The following is a 20942-nucleotide window of genomic DNA, read 5'->3' as shown; positions in this document are numbered from 1 at the left end:
ACGTCCGGCGCCATCCCGGCGTTGCGGAAATGCGTACGCATGGTGCGCGCAGCAAGCATCACGGGAGAGCAGAGACATGTCCGACGAAACCGTTCCCGTCCCCGAACGGAGGCGTCGTCCCTGGGCGCTGTGGATCCTGGCCGCCGTCCTGGTGCTGATCGGCCTGGTGCTCGCCATCGGCGGCGGCTGGCTGCTGGCGCTCGGCGGCTCGGCCTATTACCTGCCGGCGGGGCTTGGGCTGATCATTTCCGGCGGGCTTATGGCCATGCGACGCTGGTCCGGCTTCTGGGTCTATGCGGCAGTCTTCATCGCCACGCTGCTCTGGGCCTTCTGGGAAGTCGGGATGGACGGATGGGCGCTGGTGCCGCGGCTGGTCGGGCCGCTGGTGCTGCTGCTGATCGCTGTCGCCCTGACGCCGATGCTGCGTCCGGTCCGTCTGCATGCAAGCGGGGCGGTGGCCGGTGTGGTGGTGCTGATCGTCGCGGCGGTTCTGGTCGGTGTCGTCGTGGTCCAGAATGCGCCGGAACGTCAGCTGGCCAATCTGCCGCCCCCGGGCCGGATGGAAATGACCGATCCCTCTCTGCGGGATACCGGGGCCGACTGGCCGGCCTATGGCGGCACCTATGCCGCCCGCCGCTGGTCGCCGCTGGACCAGATCACACCTGCCAATGTCGACGGGCTGGAACGGGCCTGGGTCTACCACACCCGCGATCTGCCGAGCGAGGCGGCCGAGGGGTCCTATGGTGCCGAGACCACTCCGCTCAAGATCGGCGACACGCTCTATCTCTGTTCCGCCAAGAACATCCTGATTGCGCTCGACGCCGAAAGCGGCGAGGAGCGCTGGCGCCACGACCCGGGCGTCGAGGATCGCTTCATCCCCTATACGGCGGCCTGCCGCGGCGTCAGCTACTACGAGGTCCCTGACCGTGACGTGGGGCCCGATGCGCCGGCCGCGGAGATCTGCGCGACCCGGATCATCGAGGGCACGCTCGATGGTCGCATTCTGGCGGTGGATGCCCGCACCGGCGCACCCTGCGTCGGCTTTGGCGAGAACGGTGCCGTCGACATCAAGCAGGGCATGGGCCCGGTGGTGCCGGGCATGGTGTCGATCACCTCGCCGCCGGTGATCGTGCAGGGGGTGATCGTGACCGGCCATCAGGTGCTGGATGGTCAGAAGCGGGATGCCCCCTCGGGCGTGATCCAGGCCTATGATGCCGTCACCGGCGAGCTGCGCTGGGCGTGGGACATGGTCCGCCCCGACATCACCGGTCTGCCGCCCGAGGGCGAAACCTATACCCGCGGCACCCCCAATATGTGGACCACGGCCTCCGGCGACGAAGAGCTGGGCCTGGTCTATCTGCCGATGGGCAATTCGGCGGTCGACTACTGGAGCAGCGACCGGTCGGAGGCGGAGAACCGCTATTCCACCTCGCTGGTCGCGATCGACGTGAACACGGGCCGGCCCGTCTGGTCGTTCCAGACCGTGCACAAGGATGTCTGGGATTACGATCTGGGCTCCCAGGCGACGCTGGTCGATTTCCCGACGGGCGCGGGGCCGGTGCCGGCGCTGATCCTGCCCAGCAAGCAGGGCGACATGTATGTGCTGGACCGTCGCACCGGTCGGCCGATCACCGGTGTCGAGGAACGGCCGGTGCCGCAGGGTGGTGTCGAGCCCGACGAGCGGTCGGCCACCCAGCCCTTCTCGCTCTACCACACGCTGCGCCGCGAGGATCTGACCGAGGCGAAGATGTGGGGGATGTCGCCGATCGATCAGATGATCTGCCGCATCCAGTACCGTCAGGCGAGCTATAAGGGCTTTTACACGCCCCCGACCACCGACACCCATTGGGTGGAATATCCCGGCTATAACGGCGGATCCGACTGGGGCGGCATCGCCGTCGATCCCAGCCGCGGCGTGATCATCGCCAATTACAACGACATGCCGAACCACAACCGGCTGGTCCCGCGCGAGGAAGCCGAGCGGCTGGGCTGGGCGCCGCGGAGCGAGGAACGCGGGGAATTCGGCGGCCAGGAAGGGGCCGGCGACCCGCAGGCAGGCACGCCCTATGCCATCAACGTCAATGCCGGCTGGCGTCTGCCGGTCACCCTGCTGCTCTGCAAGGAGCCGCCCTATGGCGGCATCCGGGCGATCGACATGGAAACCGGCGAGACCCTGTGGGACCGGCCCTTCGGCGAGGCCCGCACCAACGGCCCCTTCGGCATCCCCTCGATGTTGCCGGTCGATATCGGCACGCCCAATAACGGCGGCGCGGTGGTGACCGCGGGCGGCCTGGTCTTCATCGCCGCCGCCACAGACAACCTGATCCGGGCCATCGACATCGAGACCGGCGAGACGGTCTGGTCCGACGTGCTACCGGCCGGCGGCCAGGCGACGCCGATGACCTACGAGATCGATGGCCGTCAGTATCTGGTGATCATGGCCGGCGGGCATCACTTCATGGAAACGCCGATCGGCGATGAACTGATCGCCTATGCGCTGCCCCAGGGCTGAGAGGATTGCCAATGACGGCGAGCGCCGGCACGAAACGAACGATCTATGCGGCACTCGCCGGCAATCTGGCGATCGCGGTGACGAAATTCGCCGCCGCCTTTTACACCGGCAGCTCGGCCATGCTGAGCGAGGGGGTGCATTCGCTGGTCGATACCTGCAATGAACTGCTCCTCCTCCTCGGCCTTAGCCGTTCATCCCGGCCGCCGGACGAGATCCACCCGCTGGGCTATGGCCGCGAACTCTATTTCTGGAGCTTCGTGGTCGCCCTGCTGGTCTTCGCCCTGGGGGCGGGGGTGTCGCTTTACGAAGGCATCCGCCATGTGCTGGCGCCGGAGCCGGCCGAGAACCTGACCGTCAGCTATGTGGTGCTGGGGCTGGCCTTCCTGTTCGAAGGCTGGTCCTGGCGGGTCGCGCTGCTGGAGTTCCGGGCGCGGAAGGGCGATCTCGGTTGGCTGACCGCCATCCGGCGCAGCAAGGATCCGACGGTGTTCACCGTGCTGCTGGAGGATACAGCGGCCCTGCTCGGCATCGTCATTGCGGCCGCCGGCATTCTCGCCGCCGATCTGCTCGACATGCCCGAGCTGGACGGGGCCGCTTCCATCGGCATCGGTCTGGTTCTGGCGGCGACCGCCGTCTTCCTGGCGCGCGAAAGCATGGGGCTGCTGATCGGCGAACGGGCGGCGCCGGCGCTGCAGACCGCGATCATCGCGCGCGCCCATGCCGATCCGGTGGTCCGGGCGGTGAACGGCGTGGTCACCGTCCATCTGGCGCCGGAACAGGTGGTGGTGGCGCTGAGCGCAGAATTCGAAGACACGACCACCACCACCGCCATCGAGGCCTGTATCGAACGTCTGGAAGCGGCGCTCACCGCAGACCATCCTCAGGTTGTGGCCCTCTATGTGAAGCCGCAGACGCCCGAGGCCTGGCGGCAGCAGGTGGTGCGGCGCAGCGGAGAGGCAGAGGCGGGGCCTTGACCGGCGGCCTTCCGAACATATAGTGAACATCCATGAAGATGTCGCTGAAAGACCGCCTGGCCATTCTGTCCGACGCCGCCAAATACGATGCCTCCTGCGCATCGAGTGGCGGCGATCGGCGCGATTCCGCGGCGACCGGCGGGCTCGGCTCCACCACCGGCATGGGCATCTGCCACGCCTATGCGCCGGACGGGCGCTGCATCTCTCTGCTCAAGATCCTGCTGACCAATTTCTGCATCTACGACTGCGCCTATTGCATCAACCGCTCGTCCAGCAATGTCGCCCGGGCGCGGTTCACGCCGGAGGAGGTGGTCTGGCTGACGCTCGAATTCTATCGACGCAACTACATCGAAGGGCTGTTCCTGTCCTCGGGCATCATCCGCTCCCCCGATCACACGATGGCCGAGCTGGTGCGGGTGGCGCGCGAGCTGAGGTTTGCCCACGGCTTTCGTGGCTATATCCATCTGAAGACCATCCCCGATGCCGCGCCGGAGCTGATCGCCGAGGCCGGGCTGTTCGCCGACCGGCTGTCGATCAATGTCGAACTGCCGACCGAGCGCGGCCTGGCCGAGCTGGCGCCCGAGAAGCGGCCGCGGGAGATCCGCCAGGCCATGGGCAACATCCGGTCCCGGATCGAAGAGGGGGCCGAGCCGACGCTGCGCACCCGCAAGCGCCGGCGCTTCGCCCCCGCCGGCCAGTCGACCCAGATGATCGTCGGCGCCTGTGAGACCAGCGACGCCGAGATCCTGGGCACGGCCGGCGGGCTCTACGATGCCTATGGGCTGCGGCGGGTCTACTACTCGGCCTTCAGCCCGATCCCCGAAGCCTCGCGCCGGTTGCCGCCGGTTCGCCCGCCGCTGGAACGGGAGCATCGGCTTTATCAGGCGGACTGGCTGTTCCGCTTCTATGGCTTCGCGCCAGGCGAGATCACCGCCGGTCGGCCGGACGGCATGCTGGATCTGGAGATCGATCCCAAACTCGCCTGGGCGCTGGCCAATCGCCGGCTGTTCCCGGTTGACGTCAACCGGGCCCCGCGGGAGATGCTGCTCCGGGTGCCGGGCTTCGGCGTGAAGACGGTGGGGGCGATTCTTTCCGCCCGGCGGCATCGCCGGCTCGGGCTCGACGATCTGGGGCGGTTGCGTGTGTCGCTGCCCAAGGTGAAGCCATTCATCACCGCCCGGGGCTGGACGCCGCTCAGGCTGATCGATCGCGAGGATCTGCGGGCATTGGTGGCGCCGCCGGCACAGCTGGCGCTGTTCTGAACCGGGAGGAGCCGCATGCGGGTCGCGTTGACCGGACGGGGAGATTTCGAGGAATGGCGGCGGGCGGCGCGCGCCCTGCTGATGGCCGGGGTGCCGCCCGAACGGGTGGCCTGGGAACCGGCGGACGGCGGGCAATTGTTCGATCCGCCGCCGCCCCTTCCCGATCCGGCCCCCGGCGCCGTGGCGCCGGGTGTGCCGGCGGGGTTTCTCAGCCTTGCCCGGTCGGTGATCTGCCATGCCGATCCGGTCCGGTTCGGACTGCTCTACCGTCTGCTCTGGCGTCTGATGCAGGACCGGCGGCTGCTTGGGCTGCGCACCGATCCGGATGTCGTCGCAGCCGTCCGACTGGAGAAGGCGGTGCGGCGCGATGCCCATAAGATGACCGCTTTCGTGCGCTTCCGCGAGGCGGGGCCGCCGGGCCCGACCGGCCGGCGGCGCTTCGTCGCCTGGTTCGAGCCCGATCACTACGTCGTTGCCCGCACCGCCCCCTTCTTCCGGGGCCGCTTTGCCGATATGGACTGGATGATCCTGACGCCGCGTGGCAGTGCCGCGTTCGACGGCACCACTTTGACGGTCTCGGCCGAACCCGCCACGCCCCCGGATCTGGCCGACGAGACCGAGGCGCTGTGGCTGACCTATTACGCCGGCATCTTCAATCCGGCCCGGTTGAAACCCAGGGCGATGCGCGCGGAAATGCCGGTGAAGTACTGGGCGAACCTGCCCGAAGCCGCCCTGATCCCAGATCTGATCGCCGGGGCGGAAGCGCGGGTGCGGGGCATGGCCGAAACGGCCGGGCGCCCGGCGCCGGCCTTTCATCACCGTCTGGCGGCACGGCGGGTGAAGACGGGCGCACGCGACGGCCCCTCACCGGGAGACTTGTCACCGGGAGACTTGCAACCGGGACCGGCGCAGCCCATGCTTGCCGATCCCATGGTCGCCCCCGGCGGCCCCAGTCATGACGAGGGAGGCGGCCCCAGGGGCCGTTCGTGATCATGCGCCGCAAGCGTCGCGCCAAGATCGTCGCAACCGTCGGACCCGCGAGTGCGGACCCGGCCATGCTCGAGGCGCTGTTTCGCGCCGGGGTGGATACCTTCCGGCTGAATTTCAGCCATGGCAGCCATGACGACCATGCCCGGGTCCATGCCGCCATCCGGGCGCTGGAAGACAAGCATCACCGGCCGATCGGCATTCTGCAGGATCTTCAGGGCCCCAAGATCCGGGTCGGCACCATCCGTGACGGCCGGATCGAGGTCACGCCCGGTCAGGCGCTGCGCTTCGTGCTGAACGGCAGCGAGGGCGGACCGGAGGCGATCCCCTTGCCGCATCCCGAGATCTTTGCGGCGGTGCTGCCCGGCCATCATCTGCTGATCGATGACGGCCGGGTCCGGCTGCGGGTTACCGGCCTCGGCGACGACCATATCGATGCCGAGGTGGAGATCGGCGGCGTCATCTCCAACCGCAAGGGCGTGAACGTGCCCGGCACGGTGCTCGACATGTCGCCGCTGACCCCCAAGGACCGTGCGGATCTGGCCTTCGGGCTGGAGCTGGGGGTGGACTGGGTGGCGCTCTCTTTCGTGCAGCGGCCGGGTGATCTGCTGGAAGCGCGCGGGCTGATCGGCGATCGGGCAGGGCTCGTCGCCAAGGTCGAAAAGCCCTCGGCGCTGGACCATGTCGACGAGATCGTCGCACTCGCAGATGCGGTGATGGTCGCCCGGGGCGATCTGGGCGTGGAGATTCCGCCCGAGGACGTGCCCGGCCGGCAGAAAGAACTGGTGCGTGCCTGCCGCTTTGCCGCCAAGCCGGTGATCGTGGCGACGCAGATGCTCGATTCGATGGTCGCGGCCCCGACGCCGACACGCGCCGAAGCCTCCGACGTCGCGACGGCGATCTATGACGGGGCGGATGCGGTGATGCTCTCGGCCGAATCGGCCGCCGGTCAGTATCCGGTGGAAGCGGTGGAGATGATGGACCGGATCATCCGCCGTACCGAGCAGCACAAATTCTACCGCAGCATCGTCGATGCCTCGGGCCCGCGTGAGGAAACCAGCGCGCCGCATGCGGTGGCCGCTGCCGCCGCCGACCTCGCCGTGGCACTCGGTGCTCCGGCGCTGGTGGCCTTCACCTCCAGCGGCACGACCGCAGCCCGCATCGCTCGCCGTCGCCCCGCCGCGCAGATCCTGGCGACGACCCCGAACCTGCCTGTCTCGCGGCGGCTTTGCCTGCTCTGGGGGGCGCACAGCGTGCTCTCGGAAGAAATCCATTCCTATGAGGAGATGGTGGAGAAGGCGACCCGCACGGTGATGGAGCAGGAACTGGCCGGGCCCGCCGATCCGGTGGTGGTGGTGGCCGGCATCCCCTTCGGGCAGGCGGGGTCGACCAACAACATCCGGGTGGTCCGCGCCGACGGAAACTGACTTTGCCGTCCGGCCGCGAGGTGCGGGAGACGGGGCGGAACCGCATGATCCGGTTCCATCTTTCCCACCTGATCCGACCGAGAGGCCCCCTATGCAGCATGACCCGATCGCCCGGCTGAACACCACCGACTGGAGCGCCGTCGCCGGCGATCTGGATGCAGGCGGCCGGGCAGTGCTGCCAGGTCTGCTCGATGAACGGAGCTGCGCGGCGCTTGCGGGGCTCTACGAGCGGGAGGAGGGTTTCCGGTCGGAAGTGATCATGGCCCGGCATGGCTTCGGGCAGGGCCGCTACAAGTACTTCGCGCATCCGCTGCCCGAACTGGTCTCGGCCATCAGGGAGGTGGCCTGGCCGTATCTGGTGCCGATCGCTCATGGCTGGCATCAGCGGATGGGCCTGGATGTCCGGTTCCCCGACGCGCATCGCGACTTCATCGCCCGCTGCCACGCTGCCGGCCAGAGGCGGCCGACCCCGCTGCTGCTCGACTACGGCCCCGGGGACTATAACTGCCTGCACCAGGATCTCTATGGCGCGCATGTCTTCCCGCTGCAGATCGCGGTGCTGCTTTCGGCGCCCGGCCGTGACTTTACCGGGGGCGAATTCGTGCTGACTGAGCAGCGCCCGCGCATGCAGTCGCGGCCCGATGTCGTGCCGCTGGGGCAAGGGGATGCGGTGATCTTTGCGGTCAATCAGCGGCCGGTCAGGGGATCGCGCGGCGACTATCGCGTCACCATGCGCCACGGGGTGGCACGGGTGCGGAGCGGCCGGCGGCGGACGCTCGGCATCATCTTCCATGACGCCGCCTGACGGAGAGGAACGGCCTCATGCCCGCCAACGGCCTGCTCTTCGACGATCTGCCGCGGCGGAGCGCGCCCGGTGCGCATCTGCTCGATGGTTTCGCGCTGCCGGTCGCGGCCGACCTGCTGCGGGCGGTGGAGGTTGTCGCCGCCGCGGCGCCTTTCCGGCATCTGATAACGCCGGGTGGTCGCCGCATGTCGGTGGCCATGACCAATTGCGGCCGGCTCGGCTGGGTGTCGGACCGGCGCGGCTATCGCTACGATCCGATCGACCCCGAGAGTGGCCGCCCCTGGCCGGAGATGCCGGCGCTCTTCGGGGACCTTGCCGATCGGGCCGCAACGGCGGCCGGTTTCCCCGGCTTCCGGCCCGATGCCTGTCTGATCAATCTCTACACCCCTGGCGCACGGCTGGGCATGCATCAGGATCGTGACGAGGGCGATCTCACCCAGCCGATCGTCTCGGTCTCACTCGGCCTGCCGGCGGTGTTCCAGTTCGGCGGGCCGTCGCGCAGGGACCCGGTCACCAATATCGACCTGGTCCATGGCGATGTCGTGGTCTGGGGCGGCGCCTGGCGGCTTGCCCATCACGGGGTGAAAGAGCTGCGCGACGGATCCCACCCGGCGACCGGGCGGCGGCGGATCAACATCACCTTCCGCTGCGCCGCAGGCGGGTGCTGATCAATCGGGCAGCGGCTGCCAGATGATCTCGGGCCTGTCGCGGAACGCGAAGCGGGCGAGGTGGATGGCGATCACGTCCTGGGTGCGGGCAAGGTCGGCGGGGTTGCCGGCCGTGCAGGTCACCTGCAGATGGTCCGGGGTCGCGGCCATCCGGGCGACCGCCCCCCAGGGGAAATCGGCCCGGGCGGTGTCGCCGGTGACCTCTGCCGGCACCTTGTGGCGGAAATGCCGGCAGAGCAGGGTCATGTAGCGCTGGCCGAGCCGGGTGGCCACGCGGGCTTCGGAACGGGGCATGAGACGGCCTCCTTGGGGGCGTTCCTGGTCGTTCAGAAGCTGGCCTTGAGCGACAGCAGCACGTTGCGTGGCGCGCCGTAATAGTTGAACAACCCCGCACCGCCGACCCGGTCGTAATAGACTTCGTCGAAGACGTTGTTGACCGAGAGCGTGACGTCATAGCCGGGTGCGAAGCCCCAGCCGGCCTGGAGATCGGTCACGACATAGCCGTCTTCTTCGATCTTGAGATTGCCGGCGACATTGTAGAACGAGCTGAGCCAGCGCACGCCGCCGCCCAGATGCACGCCCGCCATCGGCCCGTCCTGGAAGGTGTAGCGGGTGAAGGCCGAGACCACATGCTTGGGCGTATAGGTGCTGTAGGTACCGCCGGATGCGGTGGTGGCGTTCTTGAGGTATTCGGTACAGGTATAGGCGTAGCCCGCCTCCGCCTCCCAGCCCGGCAGGATGGTGCCGGCGATCTCGGCCTCGACACCGCGGGATTCGACCTCTGCGCCCTCGGCATAATAGGTGGTGCCGGTCACCGCGACCGCCCGATCCTTGTCGCGCATCCGGAAGACGTCGAACGTACCGATCAGCCCGCTGTCGCCGAGCCTGGCCTTCACGCCCAGTTCGTACTGCTCGCCGGTGCGGGGGGCGAGCGCCTCCAGGGCGGCATTGGTGCCGGTCTGCTGCTGAAAGATGCCGGAATAGTTGGCGTAAAGCGCGATGTCGGGCGTCACGTCGTAGACGATGCCGACATCGGGGATGAACTCTGCGCTGTCTTTGACGCTCGACACCGATCCGGTGTTGCGGTTGGTCACCCGGGTCTCGGCCCAGGCCAGACGGCCGCCCAGAAGCACGGTCCAGTCCTCGACGGGGCGGATGGTGGCCTGGCCATAGATGCCGAACTGTTCGGGTTCGGTCCGGGTGCGCTGGCTGATGGCGATATCGGGCTCGGCGATGTCCGGGGACGGGTTGTAGACATTCACGGTGCCCAGGCCACGCGCGGAACCGGCGTCCAGGGACTGGACGTAACGCCGCCAGTCGGCGCCGATCAGCAGTTCATGACGCTGCCCGAAGGCTTCGATCGGCTTCAGATAATTGGCATCCAGCGCATAGGCGCGCTCTTCATAGTGGCGCTGAATGGCGATGAGGTCGGTGGTGCCGATGGCCGGATCCACTGCGGTGGAACCATAGGCATATTTCAGATCGACACTGCGATCGGCCACCCGGCCGCCGAACTGCAGCCGGCTGTCGTCACCGAAGCGATGGGTGAGGCTGGCCGAAGCTTCGTTGGAGCTGTTCTCGAACCGGTTCCAGTCGGCGCCCACGAAGGTCGAGCGGCTGAGGCCCAGCGACTGGCCGGTGGTCGAGACCGGCAGGCCGCTGAACGGGGTCGCCTCGCGTTCCTGCCGCCAGGCGCCGAGCGAGAGCAGGGTATCCTCGTCCAGATCGGCATCGATCGCGGCATAGCCGACACCGACCTGGTTTTCGGTCACGTCGGTGAAGCTCTCCCGGTCCTGATAGGCGCCGACCACCCGGCCACGGATCGAGCCGTCGGCGGAAAGCGGGCCGGAGACGTCGGCGACCCCGCGGTAATTGTTCCACGACCCCGCCTCCAGCGTGCCCCGGGCCTGAAAGCTCTCGGTGGGCCGCTTGCGGACCAGATTGACGATGCCGCCGGGTTCTCCCGTGCCGCCGAACAACACCGACGGGCCGCGCAGCAGCTCGACGCGATCGAAGATCGCAAGGTCGGGCTGGGTGCCGTAGATGCTGGAGATCGGTGCCGGCAGGCCGTCGACCAGGGCGTTGTCGATTTCGTAGCCACGCACGAAGATGCTCGACCGGCCGGGATCGTTGGTCAGTGCCAGAAAGCCGGGCGTGCGCCGGGCGACGTCTTCAAGCTGGGTCATGTTCTGGTCGTCCATCCGCGCGCGGGTCGCGACGCTGATCGAACGGGGCACTTCGCGAATGTCGCGCACCTGCTTGCCGCCCACGGCGACACGATCGGAGCCATAGCTGGTGCTGCCCTCGGTCCGGCCGGGATCCGACGGGAAGCTCCGCTCGTCCTCCACCTCCAGCGACGGCAGGCTCTGCGCATCCTCGGCGCGGGCCTGACTGACCATCAATGCCCCCGTGGCGACGGTGGCGAGCAGGGGCAAAACGAGGAACGGGCAGGGCTGGCGCATGGGTCACAGGTCTCCGGCGGAAGGGCTTGCTTTGCCCCAATTGCGAATGAGTTTCAATTACGATCTTGCGCCGGTATGCGCCACGGTCATGGCTTGTGCAGCCGCGCCGAAATCTTGTGCGGCCGTGTCAGGGGGAAGGGCCCCGCGCAGGGGCTTGCACGAGCGGCCGGTATATATGAGAATAAGTCGCAATCGCGTATCTGAAGGAGACGATGCCATGTCGCCGGGGGAGGGGGTGGAGCCCGCAGCTTTGGCCGGCGGCGGCCTGACCGTCGCCCATCCGCGGCCGGGGTTGATGGTGCACACGACCGACGGTATCGAGCGGGATGACCGCGTCCATGACCGGCTGATCGTGCCCTCGCTCACCGCGGTGATCGTGCTCGACGGGCTGGTCGAGGCGAGTTTCGGCGGCCGTCGCCAGATCTGCGTCGCCACCCCCGATGCCCCGGCGGCCTTTGCCGTGGCCCTGGCCGAGCCGGATCTGCTGCGCCGCCAGTTCCATACCGGCGCCCATGTCCGCAAGGTGACCCTTCGCCTGGAACGGCCCTGGCTGGAGGCCGCGGGTGTCGAGCCCGGGACGGCGGTCGGACGGTTCTGCGGCCGGCATCTGGCCGCGGTGTCGTGGCGACCATCGGCCCGGCTTGCGGCGCTGGCGGCCGCCCTGATCGCGCCCGAGCCGATGACGGCACCGGTGGCGCGACTGGTTGCCGAGGCCCATACGATCGAGACGGCGGCCGGCATTCTGGCCGCCGTCGCCGGCGAAGATGCCACAGCGGAAGAATGCGGGCTGAAACCGGCCGATCTGCAACGCGCAGGCCGGCTGCGCGAGCGGCTGGAGATGCTGTCGATCGCGTCAGAACGCGACGGCAGCGCCCCGACCCTCGCCGAGATTGCGGCAGACTGCGGCGTGAGCGTCAGCACCATGCAGCGCCTGTTCCGCGCCGCCTATGGCACTTCGATCGCCGGCTGGCTGCGCGGCCGCCGGCTGGACCATGCCCATGCTGATATCGCCGCCGGCCGGTGCAGCATTGCCGAAGCCGCCTTCCATGCCGGCTATGGCGATGTCGCCAACTTCACCACGGCCTTCCGTCGCCGTTTCGGGGTGACGCCGGGGCGGCTTGCCCGGCAGGCGTAACGCGCCGCGACGCGGGCTTGACGCGGGCGCGTGGCGGGCGTGCTATGGGGCGGTTCCGTGACAGACGCCCGTCCCTGAAGGTGCGCATCCGATGACGACCCCGCCGACCCCGCTTTCCCCCGGCAGCCCGGCCACACATCTGCCCGATCGGGCGACGGTGATGCATGTCACCCATCCGGGCGGCCCCGATGTGCTGGCGCCGGCGACCGTGCCGCTGAAGCGGCCGGGACCGGGAGAGGTGCTGATGGCGACGCGGGCGATCGGCGTCAATCATCTGGATCTCTATTACCGCGACGGTACCCTGCCGCTCGAAGGCGGCGGGGTGGACATACCGGGCCTTGCCTCGGTGGGCGAGGTGCTGGCGATCGGGCCGGGTGTGGATCGTTTCGCACCCGGCGATCGCATCGCCCATGCCGGGCCGCCGCTCGGCGCCTATGCGACCCATCGGGTGCTGCCGGTGGGGCGGGTGGTGCGCTTCCCCCATATGATCCCCTGGGAGGTGGGGGCCGCGGCGCTCTTTCCCGGCATTGCCGTGCATATGATGATCTACGGCCTTGGTCTCAGGCTGGACGGGCGCGTCGTGCTGGTGCGTGGCGCCGGCGGCGGAGTCGGGCTCATCCTGGTGCGCTGGGCCGCCGCCATGGGCGCGCGGGTGATCGCAAGTGTGGCCAGCCGTGGCAAGGCCGAAGCGGTGCAGGAAGCCGGTGCCGAACGCGTGGTGGTGGGGACAGGGGCCGCCGCCCTGGCCGATGCCGGCCGGGCCGCCGCCGAGCTGACCGGCGGGGCCGGTGTGCATATCGTCTTCGACGGGCTGGGCGGGCCGGATTTCGCGAAGCTGGCGGCGCTGGTGCGCCCCTTCGGCCGGATCGTCAGCTTCGGCCAGGTGGCAGGGCCGATTCCGCCGGTGGATGTCGGCGTGCTGGGGCCGATGCGGGCACTTGGGCTCGACCGGCCCGGGGTCTTTGCCTATATCGCCGACCGCGAACGTCTGCGCGAGGCGACGTCTGCGCTGTTCACCGCCCTGGTCGAGGGGCTGCTGTCGCCCACCGTCGCCGGGGTCCTGCCGCTGTCACGCGCGGGCGATGCCCATGCGCGGCTGGAGGCGCGCAGCGTTACCGGTTCTCTGGTGCTGATTCCCGACTGACCTCAGGCCGGCGCATCCGTCTCGGGCATCGGGTCGTCGGGCCACAGCATCTGTGGCTGAGGCTGGGGGCTGTCATAGGTGGTGGTGCGGCCCGGGGCACGGCGGATACGTTCGTTCTGCAGGCCCAGAAAGACCGGGGCGGCATTCAGCCGGTGCAGGGTGCATTTGGCGTTGAAGAAGCCGCAGGGCCGTCCGTCCGGCCGGTCGATCTCGTAGCGCTTGATGGTGAAGACGCCTTCGATCAGCCGGTCGCCGGTGAGGTAGGTCACCAGGCGGTTGAGCGCGGCCCCGCCCATGCGTTCGCCCTCGATCCGGTCGAGCAGGCTTTGCGCATGGGTGATGAAGCGGGGCGTGTCGACCATGCGGTAGATCTTGCCCTGACGCACCGGCCCTTCGACCAGCGGCGCCTGGAAATCGCCGATCAGCAGCTGGTCGTCGGTCGCGACCGCCAGCATCTGGCGCAGCTGGCGCACCGCTTCGCCCATGACCACCGGCTGCGTGCCGGGGCGGTCGTTCTCGGGCGGGAAGACCTCCAGCTGGCTGCCGACATGGAAGGCGGCGGCAAGTCCGCTGCCCAGCTGTTCCGGCTCACCATCCTCCGCGCCCGGATCGCGCTCGGCACGCGGGGCGTCTGCGGGTTTCTCCGTCTTCTCCGACCTGTCGGCCTCCACCTTCGCCTCGGCTTCGGCCATCCGTTCCAGCGTGGCATCGGCCAGCACCAGCATCATCAGGGCGAAGAGGGTGATGTCCGGCTTGTGGCCCTGCTGTCGGCTCCACAGCAGCAGGGTGTCGCCGCTCTGCAGGCTGGCGAGATCGATCTCCAGGCCCGATCGCGTCAGCAGCTGCCGGGCCCGGACCACACGGCCCCAAAGGGCGGCGGCAGCCTGTGCCGCCTGCATGGGATCGAGCTTCGACAGGCCGCGGATTTCGAAACCGGCGATGCCGCGGTACTGGATTTCGGTGCAGCCATAGCGCCGGACGGCGGCTTCGACCGCTGCGTCCGGCAGATCCGTGCCCGGCGTGAACGGCAGTTCGATCGCGATCGGCCGGAGCCCCAGAAGCTGCAGGGCCCGGCGCATGCGCCCATAGCTGAACTTGCGCGGACCGACCAGCAGGAAGGGGTCGCGGGCGACCGCCTCGTGCATGTGGGTGGTGGAGACCATCAACAGCTCCAGCCGGGTGCCATAAGCATTCCAGGCCAGAATCTGCATGCGTCCCTGCCGTGACTTTTCGGCCAGCCGCCGGTCCAGATCCGCCAGGTGCTGGCGCATCAGTCGCCGTGCGTCAACGCCACCGCCTGCGGCCGTCTCGGCCGTGCGTCCATCGGTGCCGGTGGGTCCGTTCGCCACAGCTTGCGCCATCTCGTCTCGATCCGGGAGCAGGTTCGCCGAAGGCCAGCCAAACGGCTGCCTTCGGCAAAGACTAGCCGGGGGATGGTATCCAACTGGTTAAGACGGTCACCGTTCTGCAACGGGTCAGCGTCTGCGGTTCCGCCGGCCCGCATTCGGCCAGATATCGGCATCCCGCCATGGCGAGGGCGGCCCGCCCCAACTGGTCCGGCCGCGGCCGCGGTCGTCGAAGGTCGCCAGCACCTCGCCGTCGACGGCTGCGAGGACCGGCGGTTCGGTTTCTTCGTCCAGACCGTCCTCGTCGAATGTCTCGCCATAAGTCGGGGCGGGCAGGGCACCGAAGGCGCCGAGACTGGTATAGACCGGCCCCTCATGGCCGAGGCGGCTTTCGTAAAGATGCATGGTATCGACGGTGAAATCCGGGGTGGTGAAACCGGCATGGGCCGCCAGATAGCGGTCGAGCCGATCATCCGGTGATTGCTTCAGTCTTGCAACCGTAACGTGGGGCGTGAAGCGGCGACGCTCCCGCGGCAGGCCCGCGCCATCGATCGCGGCATCGACCCGGCGTTGCAGATCGGCAAGCGGGGCGCCGCCTTCGACCCCGGCCCAGAGCGTGCCTGGGCGCCGGCTGGGGCCGAACAGACCCAGCCCCTTGAGCGACAGGGTCAGCGGCACGACATCAATCATGTCGAGCGCGTCGACGGCATCGGCAACCGACGGTCCCTCAACCTCGCCGATGAAGCGCAATGTGAGGTGGAGATTGGCGGGCGCCGTCCATCTGGCGCCGACAAGGCCGCCGCGCAGGCCGGCGAGCTGGTCCCGTACCGCGGTCGGGAGAGGAAGAGCGACGAACAGCCTGTGCATGGGCATTTCCTTTCGCTCGCGCAGCCGGCCCGGGCGACCGGTCCTGACATCAAGGACGAGCATTACATGACGAGACCCGCCGCGCCAACCCGAAGCGACACCAGGATTGAAACATCTGCCGCGACGCAGCATCCGCGAAGCGGCGACCCGGCCCGCGCCCCCGATGCGCCCCCGGCGCCCGATCCGGTTCCGGCGCCCGATCCGGCGCGGCCGCATCGCCGGCGGCGTCGACGGGGCGATGCCGCCGCGCGCCGCGGAGAGGGGCCGGCCGCGGCGCCTCGGCCGCCGGTGCTGGGCGTGGCGCTGGGATCGGGGTCTGCACGCGGCTGGGCCCATATCGGGGTGCTGAACGCGCTCTCTGCCGAAGGGGTGGTGCCGCAGGTCATCGCAGGCGCAAGTGCCGGCGCGGTGGTGGGTGCCTTCCATGCCGCCGGCCGGCTTGCGGAATTCGAGGCCTGGGTCCGGGATCTCACCCGGCTCAAGGTCGTGCGGCTCGGCGATTTCAGGATGGGGTCCGGCGGTCTGGTCGGCGGCGACCGGCTGACCGCGATGCTGCGGGAGGCCTTCGGCGAGACCCGGATCGAGGATCTTCCGGTGGCGTTCGGCGCCATCGCCACCGATCTCGCCAGCGGCCAGGAGGTCTGGCTGACCGACGGCGATCTGGTCGACGCGCTGCGGGCGTCGATGAGCATCCCGGGCATCTTCGCCCCGGTGCGGGCCGGGGGCCGGCTGCTGGTCGATGGCGGCCTGGTCAATCCGGTGCCGGTGTCGCTCTGCCGGCATCTGGGGGCCGAGGCGGTGATTGCGGTGACCCTCCACGGCGATCTTGCAGGCTACAGGCGGCGGCTCAGGATCGATGCGGCGGCGATACCCGCACCAGGTGTCGCCTCGCCCCAGGCGGCGGACGCCGTGCCCCGGCCGGTCGATCCCGAACCGGGCCCCGCCAGCCGCGGCCATCCTGCCCCCCACGCCCATGGGCTTGCCCGCAGCGCCCAGACGGCTGCCGCGGCAGGAACCGCCGATCGCCGCGGGGCCCGCCGTCTGCTGGGGCTCGGCGGCCGGCTGATGGGCCTCACCGGGCGCAGCGTCGATCCCGAGCGTCGGGCGGCAGCGGTTGCCGCACGCGTCGGCGGCATCGGCATCGGCGAGGTCATGATGCACTCGATCGGCATCATGCAGGATCGGATTGCACGCAGCCGCATGGCCGGCGACCCGCCGGATCTGGTGCTTGCCCCCTGGGTGGGCCACATTCGCTGGATGGAGTTCGATCAGGGGGCCCAGGCGATCCGTGAAGGGGCGGCATCGGTGGTGCGGGCGCGGGCGGCGCTGCATGATCTGCATCTCGTCCCCGAGGCGCCACCGGCCCCCGGAGACCTGCCGGGGTGATGCTGACCCCGCGGCTTCGGGGGATTTGCCATGAAGATGCCGAACGACTATGGTAACGGCCGTCCACCGGGCGGACGTGGCGCTGCCCGTGTGCCCGGACAAGTGTGGCATCTGAAGGAGGTTCCCGGGGCGTGTCGGAACAGTTCATCCGCGAGATCGAAGAGGATCTGCGTCGCGACAAGGCCCTGAAGCTGTGGAAACGCTTCGGACCCTGGATCATCGGCGCCGCGGTGCTGGTGGTGGTGGGCGTGGCCGCCGATGTCGCCTGGCGCGCCTGGGAAGAAAACCGCCGCAACGAACAGGCCTCCGCCTATGCCGCAGCCGAGGCGCTGGCCGCGTCGGGCAAGCAGGATCAGGCCGCGTCGGCGTTCGAGGCGCTCGCGGCCGATGCCGAGAGCGGCTATGCCGGTCTCGCCCTGATGCGCGCCGCCGAAGCCAGGCTCGCTGCCGGAGATCGCGACGGCGCCCAGGCCGGGTTCGAGGCCGTGGCCGCCCGCGGCGATCTGGATCCCGCTCTCAAGGCGACCGCGACGCTCAAGGCGGCATCGCTGGCCATCCGCACCGAAACGCCCGATCAGATCCGCGCCCGGGTTTCGGGCCTGATCGACGGCGAGGAGAACTGGCGGCCGCTCGCCGAAGAGCTGGTGGCACTTGCCGCCTTCAAGGCCGGCGATACCCAGCGGGCGGGCGAGATCTTTGCGCGCCTGGCCGACGACGCCGATGCGCCGCAGGATCTCCGCGGCCGTGCCGCCTCTTACGCCCGCGTGCTCGGAGCCCCCATCGCTTCCGAGGCCGCAGCCGAGGCTGCCCCCGCCGATGCCGCATCGACCGACGCAGATCAGGAGCCTGCGAAATGACCAGTCTTCGCCCCGGACGGCAGGTGGATGCCGTCCGTCGCCCGTCGCGGCCGGTGCGCGCAGCGGGTGTTGCGGTGTTGACCGCGATGCTGCTGTCGGGTTGCGGCAGCTGGTGGGGATCGGATGACAAGCCGGCGCTGCCGGGCGAACGGATCGCGGTGATGCCGGAAAAGGCCGACATCCGGATCGATCCGGCGGTTGCATCCGAAGCGATCACGGTACCGCCGGCCTGGCAGAACGGCGAATGGCCGCAGACCAGCGGCTACGGCAACCATGCAATGCATGCGCTGGCCGGCCCGGAAACCCCGGTCGAGGCCTGGCGCGGGGATGCCGGAGTGGGCTCTGGCGGGGCCAAGCGCCTGATGGCCCAGCCGGTGATGGCCGATGGCCGCATCTTTGTGCTCGACGCCGATTCGAATGTCGTGGCACTCGATGCCTCGACCGGTCGCCGGGTCTGGTCGGTGGAGCTTGCGCCCGACAGCGACCTGCTGGAGGGCGCCTATGGCGGCGGTCTGGCGATCGCCGACGGGCGGATCTACGCCGCGACCGGCTTTGGTGACGTGGTGGCGCTCAACCCCGCCGACGGTGTCGAGCTGTGGCGGACGTCGATGCACACCCCGTTCCGTGCGCCGCCGGCGGCGGGCGAGGGCCGCGTCTTCGCGCAGAGCTTCGACAACCAGCTGATCGCCCTTGCCGGCGACAGCGGCCGCGAGCTGTGGCGCCATGGCGGCGTGCCGGCGACCCAGATGATCCTGGGCGGGGCGGCCCCCGGCGTTCTGGGCAATCTGGTGGTTGCGGCCTATTCGAGCGGCGATCTTGTGGCGCTGCGCGGCGACAGCGGCCGGGTCGGCTGGGCGGAGACGCTCGCGGGCTTCGCCGCGGCCGGATCGTCGCTGAGCGCGCTGACCGATATTCTGTCGGACCCGGTGATCGATCGCGACATGGTCTTCGCGGGCACCGTCGGCGGCCGGATTGCGGCCTTCGACGTTCGCTCGGGCCTGCGGGTCTGGGAGCAGCCGTTCAAGGTGAACCAGACCCCCTGGGTGGCCGACACGACTGTCTATGTGGTGGTGGACTCGACCCGCCTGGTGGCGATGCGCCGCAGTGACGGCCGGGTGCGCTGGGTGGTCGATCTGCCGGCCTTCGAGGATCCCGAGGATCGCGAGGATCCGATCCGCTGGACCGGTCCGGTGCTGGCCGGCGGCCGTCTTTACTTGGCGTCCAGTGCCGGCAGCCTTATGGCGCTGAACCCGACCGACGGCAGCAAGACCAGCGAAACCGATGTCGGCGGGGCGGTGAACATTTCGCCCATCGTTGCCGATGGCAAGCTCTATGTGCTGCGCGACGATGCGACGCTGATCGCTTATCGTTGACGTGGGGCCCGCGCATCGTCATTGATGCGCATGAACCGATGCAGGGCGCCGACCCCGCAGGCACACGGCCTGCGGGGTCGCGTCCGCTTGGCAGCTTCATCCTGTGGAGCCGGCGGTCGTGACGACCGGGGCGGCTTCGCGACCACCTCATGTCCATTCCGGAGGTCCGCGTCCATGCTGACCGTGGCGCTGGTCGGCCGGCCGAATGTCGGCAAGTCGACCCTGTTCAATCGTCTGGTCGGGCGGCGCATCGCCATCGTCGACGACACGCCGGGTGTCACCCGCGACCGCCGCATGGGCGAGGCGCGGCTCGGCAATCTGCGCTTCAATGTCGTCGACACGGCCGGTCTCGAAGAGATCGAGGATCCGTCGGATCTGAACGCCCGCATGCAGGCCCAGACCCGGACGGCGATCGATGATGCAGATCTGGTGCTGTTCATGATCGACGGCCGCGCCGGTATCACCCCGGCCGACGAGCATTTTGCCGATCTGCTGCGCCGGGTGGAGACCCCGGTCGTCGTGGTGGTGAACAAATGCGAAGGCCGGGCGGGCGATATGGGCCTCGCCGAAGCCTGGGGCCTGGGGCTGGGAGAGCCGATGCCGCTGTCTGCGGCGCATGGCGACCACACGTCGGACCTTTATGACGTGCTGTCGGCCCATGGTGCAGCCCATGCCGAGGCGCTGGAAGATGCGGCCGCGGCCGAAGCCGAGGCTGCGGCCGCCCGTCGCCGCGCGGCGGCCCGCGCCGGGGCCGAGGGTGCCGAGGCGGAGGAACTGGCCGAGCACGGCCCCCGCGAGGTGGGCCTCGACGATTTCGACGATGACGGCTCCGATGTCGATATCGACGAGGATGCGGACGAAGAGACCCTGGCTGCGGCCGAAGAACGGGCCATGGCCGAGATCGGCCGCCAGAAGGCGCTGCAGATTGCCATCGTCGGCCGGCCGAATGCCGGCAAGTCGACCCTGATGAACCATCTGCTGGGCGAGGACCGGGTCCTGACCGGCCCCGAGGCCGGCATCACACGCGATGCCATTGCGGTCGACTGGCTGCATGCCGGCCGCCGCATCCGGCTGATCGATACCGCCGGCATGCGCCGGAAGGCGCGGATCGACGACCGGATCGAGAAGATGTCGGTCGACGAGACCCTGCGCGCGATCCGCTTCGCCCATGTCGTGGTGCTGATGATCGATGCAGAACGCGGGCTCGAGAAGCAGGACATGACCATCGCCCGGCTGATCGTCGACGAGGGCCGCGCACTGGTGCTGGCGGTCAACAAATGGGACACCGTCACCGACGCCGATGCCTTCATGACCGAACTGCGCCGGCGGATGAGCCATGTGATGCCGCAGGTCAAGGGCGTGCCGGTGGTGACGATCTCGGCGCTGGCCGGTCACAACACCGATCGGCTGATCGATGCCTGTTTCGACATCTACCGGATCTGGAATCGCCGGGTGTCGACCGGCCGGCTGAACCGCTGGCTGGAACGCATGACCGAGAATTACCCGCCGCCGATGGCCAACGGCCGGCGCCTGCGGTTGCGCTATATCACCCAGATCAAGACCCGTCCGCCCGGCTTCGCGATCTTCGTGAGCCAGCCGAAGGAGTTGCCGGACAGCTATGTCCGCTATGTGGTGAACGGCCTGCGCGACAGTTTCGACCTGCCCGGCGTGCCGGTGCGCGTGGTGCTGCGGACGAGCGAAAACCCCTTCGCCGACCGCAAGAAGAAGAGGTGACGG

Annotated in this window: 17 protein-coding genes; 13 read left to right on the top strand and 4 right to left on the bottom strand. The window is 69.1% G+C overall.

Annotated elements, in window-relative coordinates; all coding sequences use genetic code 11:
• Positions 1-76: 76 nt before the first annotated feature.
• From CMO28_RS23735 to alkB, 7 genes are all read left to right on the top strand, one after another.
• The gene (locus CMO28_RS23735) at positions 77-2512 is read left to right on the top strand and encodes a membrane-bound PQQ-dependent dehydrogenase, glucose/quinate/shikimate family (protein ID WP_296717987.1); all 2436 of its coding nucleotides are present in this window, start codon (positions 77-79) and stop codon (positions 2510-2512) included.
• Positions 2513-2523: 11 nt separating this feature from the next.
• Entirely contained in the window at positions 2524-3486 is a 963-nt protein-coding gene (locus tag CMO28_RS23730) for a cation diffusion facilitator family transporter (RefSeq protein ID WP_062765320.1), read from the top strand.
• A gap of 32 nt (positions 3487-3518) precedes the next feature.
• A complete protein-coding gene (locus CMO28_RS23725; RefSeq protein ID WP_296717983.1) occupies positions 3519-4748 on the top strand; it encodes a putative DNA modification/repair radical SAM protein in 1230 nt (409 codons plus the stop codon).
• Between the two features lie 15 nt (positions 4749-4763).
• Positions 4764-5738, top strand: a complete 975-nt coding sequence (locus tag CMO28_RS23720) for a TIGR03915 family putative DNA repair protein (RefSeq protein ID WP_296717980.1) — start codon at positions 4764-4766, stop codon at positions 5736-5738.
• A gap of 2 nt (positions 5739-5740) precedes the next feature.
• Positions 5741-7162, top strand: coding sequence for a pyruvate kinase (gene pyk / locus CMO28_RS23715; protein ID WP_296717977.1), 1422 nt, complete (start codon positions 5741-5743; stop codon positions 7160-7162).
• 91 nt (positions 7163-7253) lie between these two features.
• Positions 7254-7967 (top strand): 2OG-Fe(II) oxygenase, encoded by a 714-nt coding sequence (locus tag CMO28_RS23710; RefSeq protein ID WP_296717976.1) that lies wholly within the window; start codon positions 7254-7256, stop codon positions 7965-7967.
• 17 nt (positions 7968-7984) lie between these two features.
• Entirely contained in the window at positions 7985-8635 is a 651-nt protein-coding gene (gene alkB, locus CMO28_RS23705) for a DNA oxidative demethylase AlkB (RefSeq protein WP_296717969.1), read from the top strand.
• Here alkB and CMO28_RS23700 read toward each other — a convergent pair whose 3' ends face one another.
• Together CMO28_RS23700 and CMO28_RS23695 are read right to left on the bottom strand one after the other, a co-directional pair.
• Positions 8636-8929 carry a DUF2218 domain-containing protein gene (locus CMO28_RS23700; protein WP_296717963.1) on the bottom strand — a complete coding sequence of 98 codons (294 nt, stop codon included), beginning with the start codon at positions 8927-8929 and terminating at the stop codon, positions 8636-8638.
• A gap of 32 nt (positions 8930-8961) precedes the next feature.
• On the bottom strand, positions 8962-11097 hold the full coding sequence (locus CMO28_RS23695) for a TonB-dependent siderophore receptor (protein ID WP_296717959.1): 2136 nt from the start codon (positions 11095-11097) through the stop codon (positions 8962-8964).
• A gap of 217 nt (positions 11098-11314) precedes the next feature.
• On the opposite strand from CMO28_RS23695, the gene CMO28_RS23690 reads away from it, so the two are divergent.
• Both CMO28_RS23690 and CMO28_RS23685 read left to right on the top strand, forming a co-directional pair.
• Positions 11315-12232: a helix-turn-helix transcriptional regulator gene (locus CMO28_RS23690; protein ID WP_296717956.1), complete on the top strand. Its 918-nt coding sequence runs from the start codon at positions 11315-11317 to the stop codon at positions 12230-12232.
• A 91-nt stretch (positions 12233-12323) separates the two neighbouring features.
• On the top strand, positions 12324-13376 hold the full coding sequence (locus CMO28_RS23685; RefSeq protein WP_296717954.1) for a zinc-binding dehydrogenase: 1053 nt from the start codon (positions 12324-12326) through the stop codon (positions 13374-13376).
• A 2-nt stretch (positions 13377-13378) separates the two neighbouring features.
• On the opposite strand, the gene CMO28_RS23680 is transcribed toward CMO28_RS23685, so the two are convergent.
• Together CMO28_RS23680 and thpR are read right to left on the bottom strand one after the other, a co-directional pair.
• Positions 13379-14725, bottom strand: coding sequence for a hypothetical protein (locus CMO28_RS23680; protein ID WP_296717951.1), 1347 nt, complete (start codon positions 14723-14725; stop codon positions 13379-13381).
• A 126-nt stretch (positions 14726-14851) separates the two neighbouring features.
• Positions 14852-15589, bottom strand: a complete 738-nt coding sequence (thpR, locus tag CMO28_RS23675; RefSeq protein ID WP_296717941.1) for an RNA 2',3'-cyclic phosphodiesterase — start codon at positions 15587-15589, stop codon at positions 14852-14854.
• 66 nt (positions 15590-15655) lie between these two features.
• On the opposite strand from thpR, the gene CMO28_RS23670 reads away from it, so the two are divergent.
• The 4 genes from CMO28_RS23670 to der all read left to right on the top strand — a co-directional run bounded on the left by CMO28_RS23670 (position 15656) and on the right by der (position 20939).
• The gene (locus tag CMO28_RS23670) at positions 15656-16975 is read left to right on the top strand and encodes a patatin-like phospholipase family protein (RefSeq protein WP_296717939.1); all 1320 of its coding nucleotides are present in this window, start codon (positions 15656-15658) and stop codon (positions 16973-16975) included.
• Positions 16976-17106: 131 nt separating this feature from the next.
• Positions 17107-17832: a tetratricopeptide repeat protein gene (locus tag CMO28_RS23665; protein WP_062765286.1), complete on the top strand. Its 726-nt coding sequence runs from the start codon at positions 17107-17109 to the stop codon at positions 17830-17832.
• A complete protein-coding gene (locus CMO28_RS23660; protein WP_062765284.1) occupies positions 17829-19205 on the top strand; it encodes a PQQ-binding-like beta-propeller repeat protein in 1377 nt (458 codons plus the stop codon). The genes CMO28_RS23665 and CMO28_RS23660 overlap by 4 nt, the downstream gene beginning before the upstream one ends.
• A 174-nt stretch (positions 19206-19379) precedes the next feature.
• Positions 19380-20939: a ribosome biogenesis GTPase Der gene (der, locus tag CMO28_RS23655; RefSeq protein ID WP_062765281.1), complete on the top strand. Its 1560-nt coding sequence runs from the start codon at positions 19380-19382 to the stop codon at positions 20937-20939.
• Positions 20940-20942: the final 3 nt, after the last annotated feature.

This window comes from Tistrella sp., assembly GCF_002684955.1.
In the GTDB taxonomy this organism is placed as follows: Bacteria; Pseudomonadota; Alphaproteobacteria; order Tistrellales; family Tistrellaceae; genus Tistrella; species Tistrella mobilis.
Note: the sequence above shows the minus strand (reverse complement) of the source record. Positions and strands in the feature narration are given on the sequence as shown.

What these genes read in the sequence shown, in the direction of transcription:
- CMO28_RS23720 (WP_296717980.1), top strand. Translation starts at nt 4,764, where the DNA reads ATGCGGGTCGCGTTGACCGGACGGGGAGATTTCGAGGAATGGCGGCGG.
- CMO28_RS23695 (WP_296717959.1), bottom strand. Translation starts at nt 11,097, where the DNA reads ATGCGCCAGCCCTGCCCGTTCCTCGTTTTGCCCCTGCTCGCCACCGTC.
- CMO28_RS23700 (WP_296717963.1), bottom strand. Translation starts at nt 8,929, where the DNA reads ATGCCCCGTTCCGAAGCCCGCGTGGCCACCCGGCTCGGCCAGCGCTAC.
- CMO28_RS23690 (WP_296717956.1), top strand. Translation starts at nt 11,315, where the DNA reads ATGTCGCCGGGGGAGGGGGTGGAGCCCGCAGCTTTGGCCGGCGGCGGC.
- CMO28_RS23710 (WP_296717976.1), top strand. Translation starts at nt 7,254, where the DNA reads ATGCAGCATGACCCGATCGCCCGGCTGAACACCACCGACTGGAGCGCC.
- CMO28_RS23735 (WP_296717987.1), top strand. Translation starts at nt 77, where the DNA reads ATGTCCGACGAAACCGTTCCCGTCCCCGAACGGAGGCGTCGTCCCTGG.
- CMO28_RS23730 (WP_062765320.1), top strand. Translation starts at nt 2,524, where the DNA reads ATGACGGCGAGCGCCGGCACGAAACGAACGATCTATGCGGCACTCGCC.
- CMO28_RS23670 (WP_296717939.1), top strand. Translation starts at nt 15,656, where the DNA reads ATGACGAGACCCGCCGCGCCAACCCGAAGCGACACCAGGATTGAAACA.
- CMO28_RS23685 (WP_296717954.1), top strand. Translation starts at nt 12,324, where the DNA reads ATGACGACCCCGCCGACCCCGCTTTCCCCCGGCAGCCCGGCCACACAT.
- der (WP_062765281.1), top strand. Translation starts at nt 19,380, where the DNA reads ATGCTGACCGTGGCGCTGGTCGGCCGGCCGAATGTCGGCAAGTCGACC.
- CMO28_RS23660 (WP_062765284.1), top strand. Translation starts at nt 17,829, where the DNA reads ATGACCAGTCTTCGCCCCGGACGGCAGGTGGATGCCGTCCGTCGCCCG.
- CMO28_RS23725 (WP_296717983.1), top strand. Translation starts at nt 3,519, where the DNA reads ATGAAGATGTCGCTGAAAGACCGCCTGGCCATTCTGTCCGACGCCGCC.
- pyk (WP_296717977.1), top strand. Translation starts at nt 5,741, where the DNA reads ATGCGCCGCAAGCGTCGCGCCAAGATCGTCGCAACCGTCGGACCCGCG.
- alkB (WP_296717969.1), top strand. Translation starts at nt 7,985, where the DNA reads ATGCCCGCCAACGGCCTGCTCTTCGACGATCTGCCGCGGCGGAGCGCG.
- thpR (WP_296717941.1), bottom strand. Translation starts at nt 15,589, where the DNA reads ATGCACAGGCTGTTCGTCGCTCTTCCTCTCCCGACCGCGGTACGGGAC.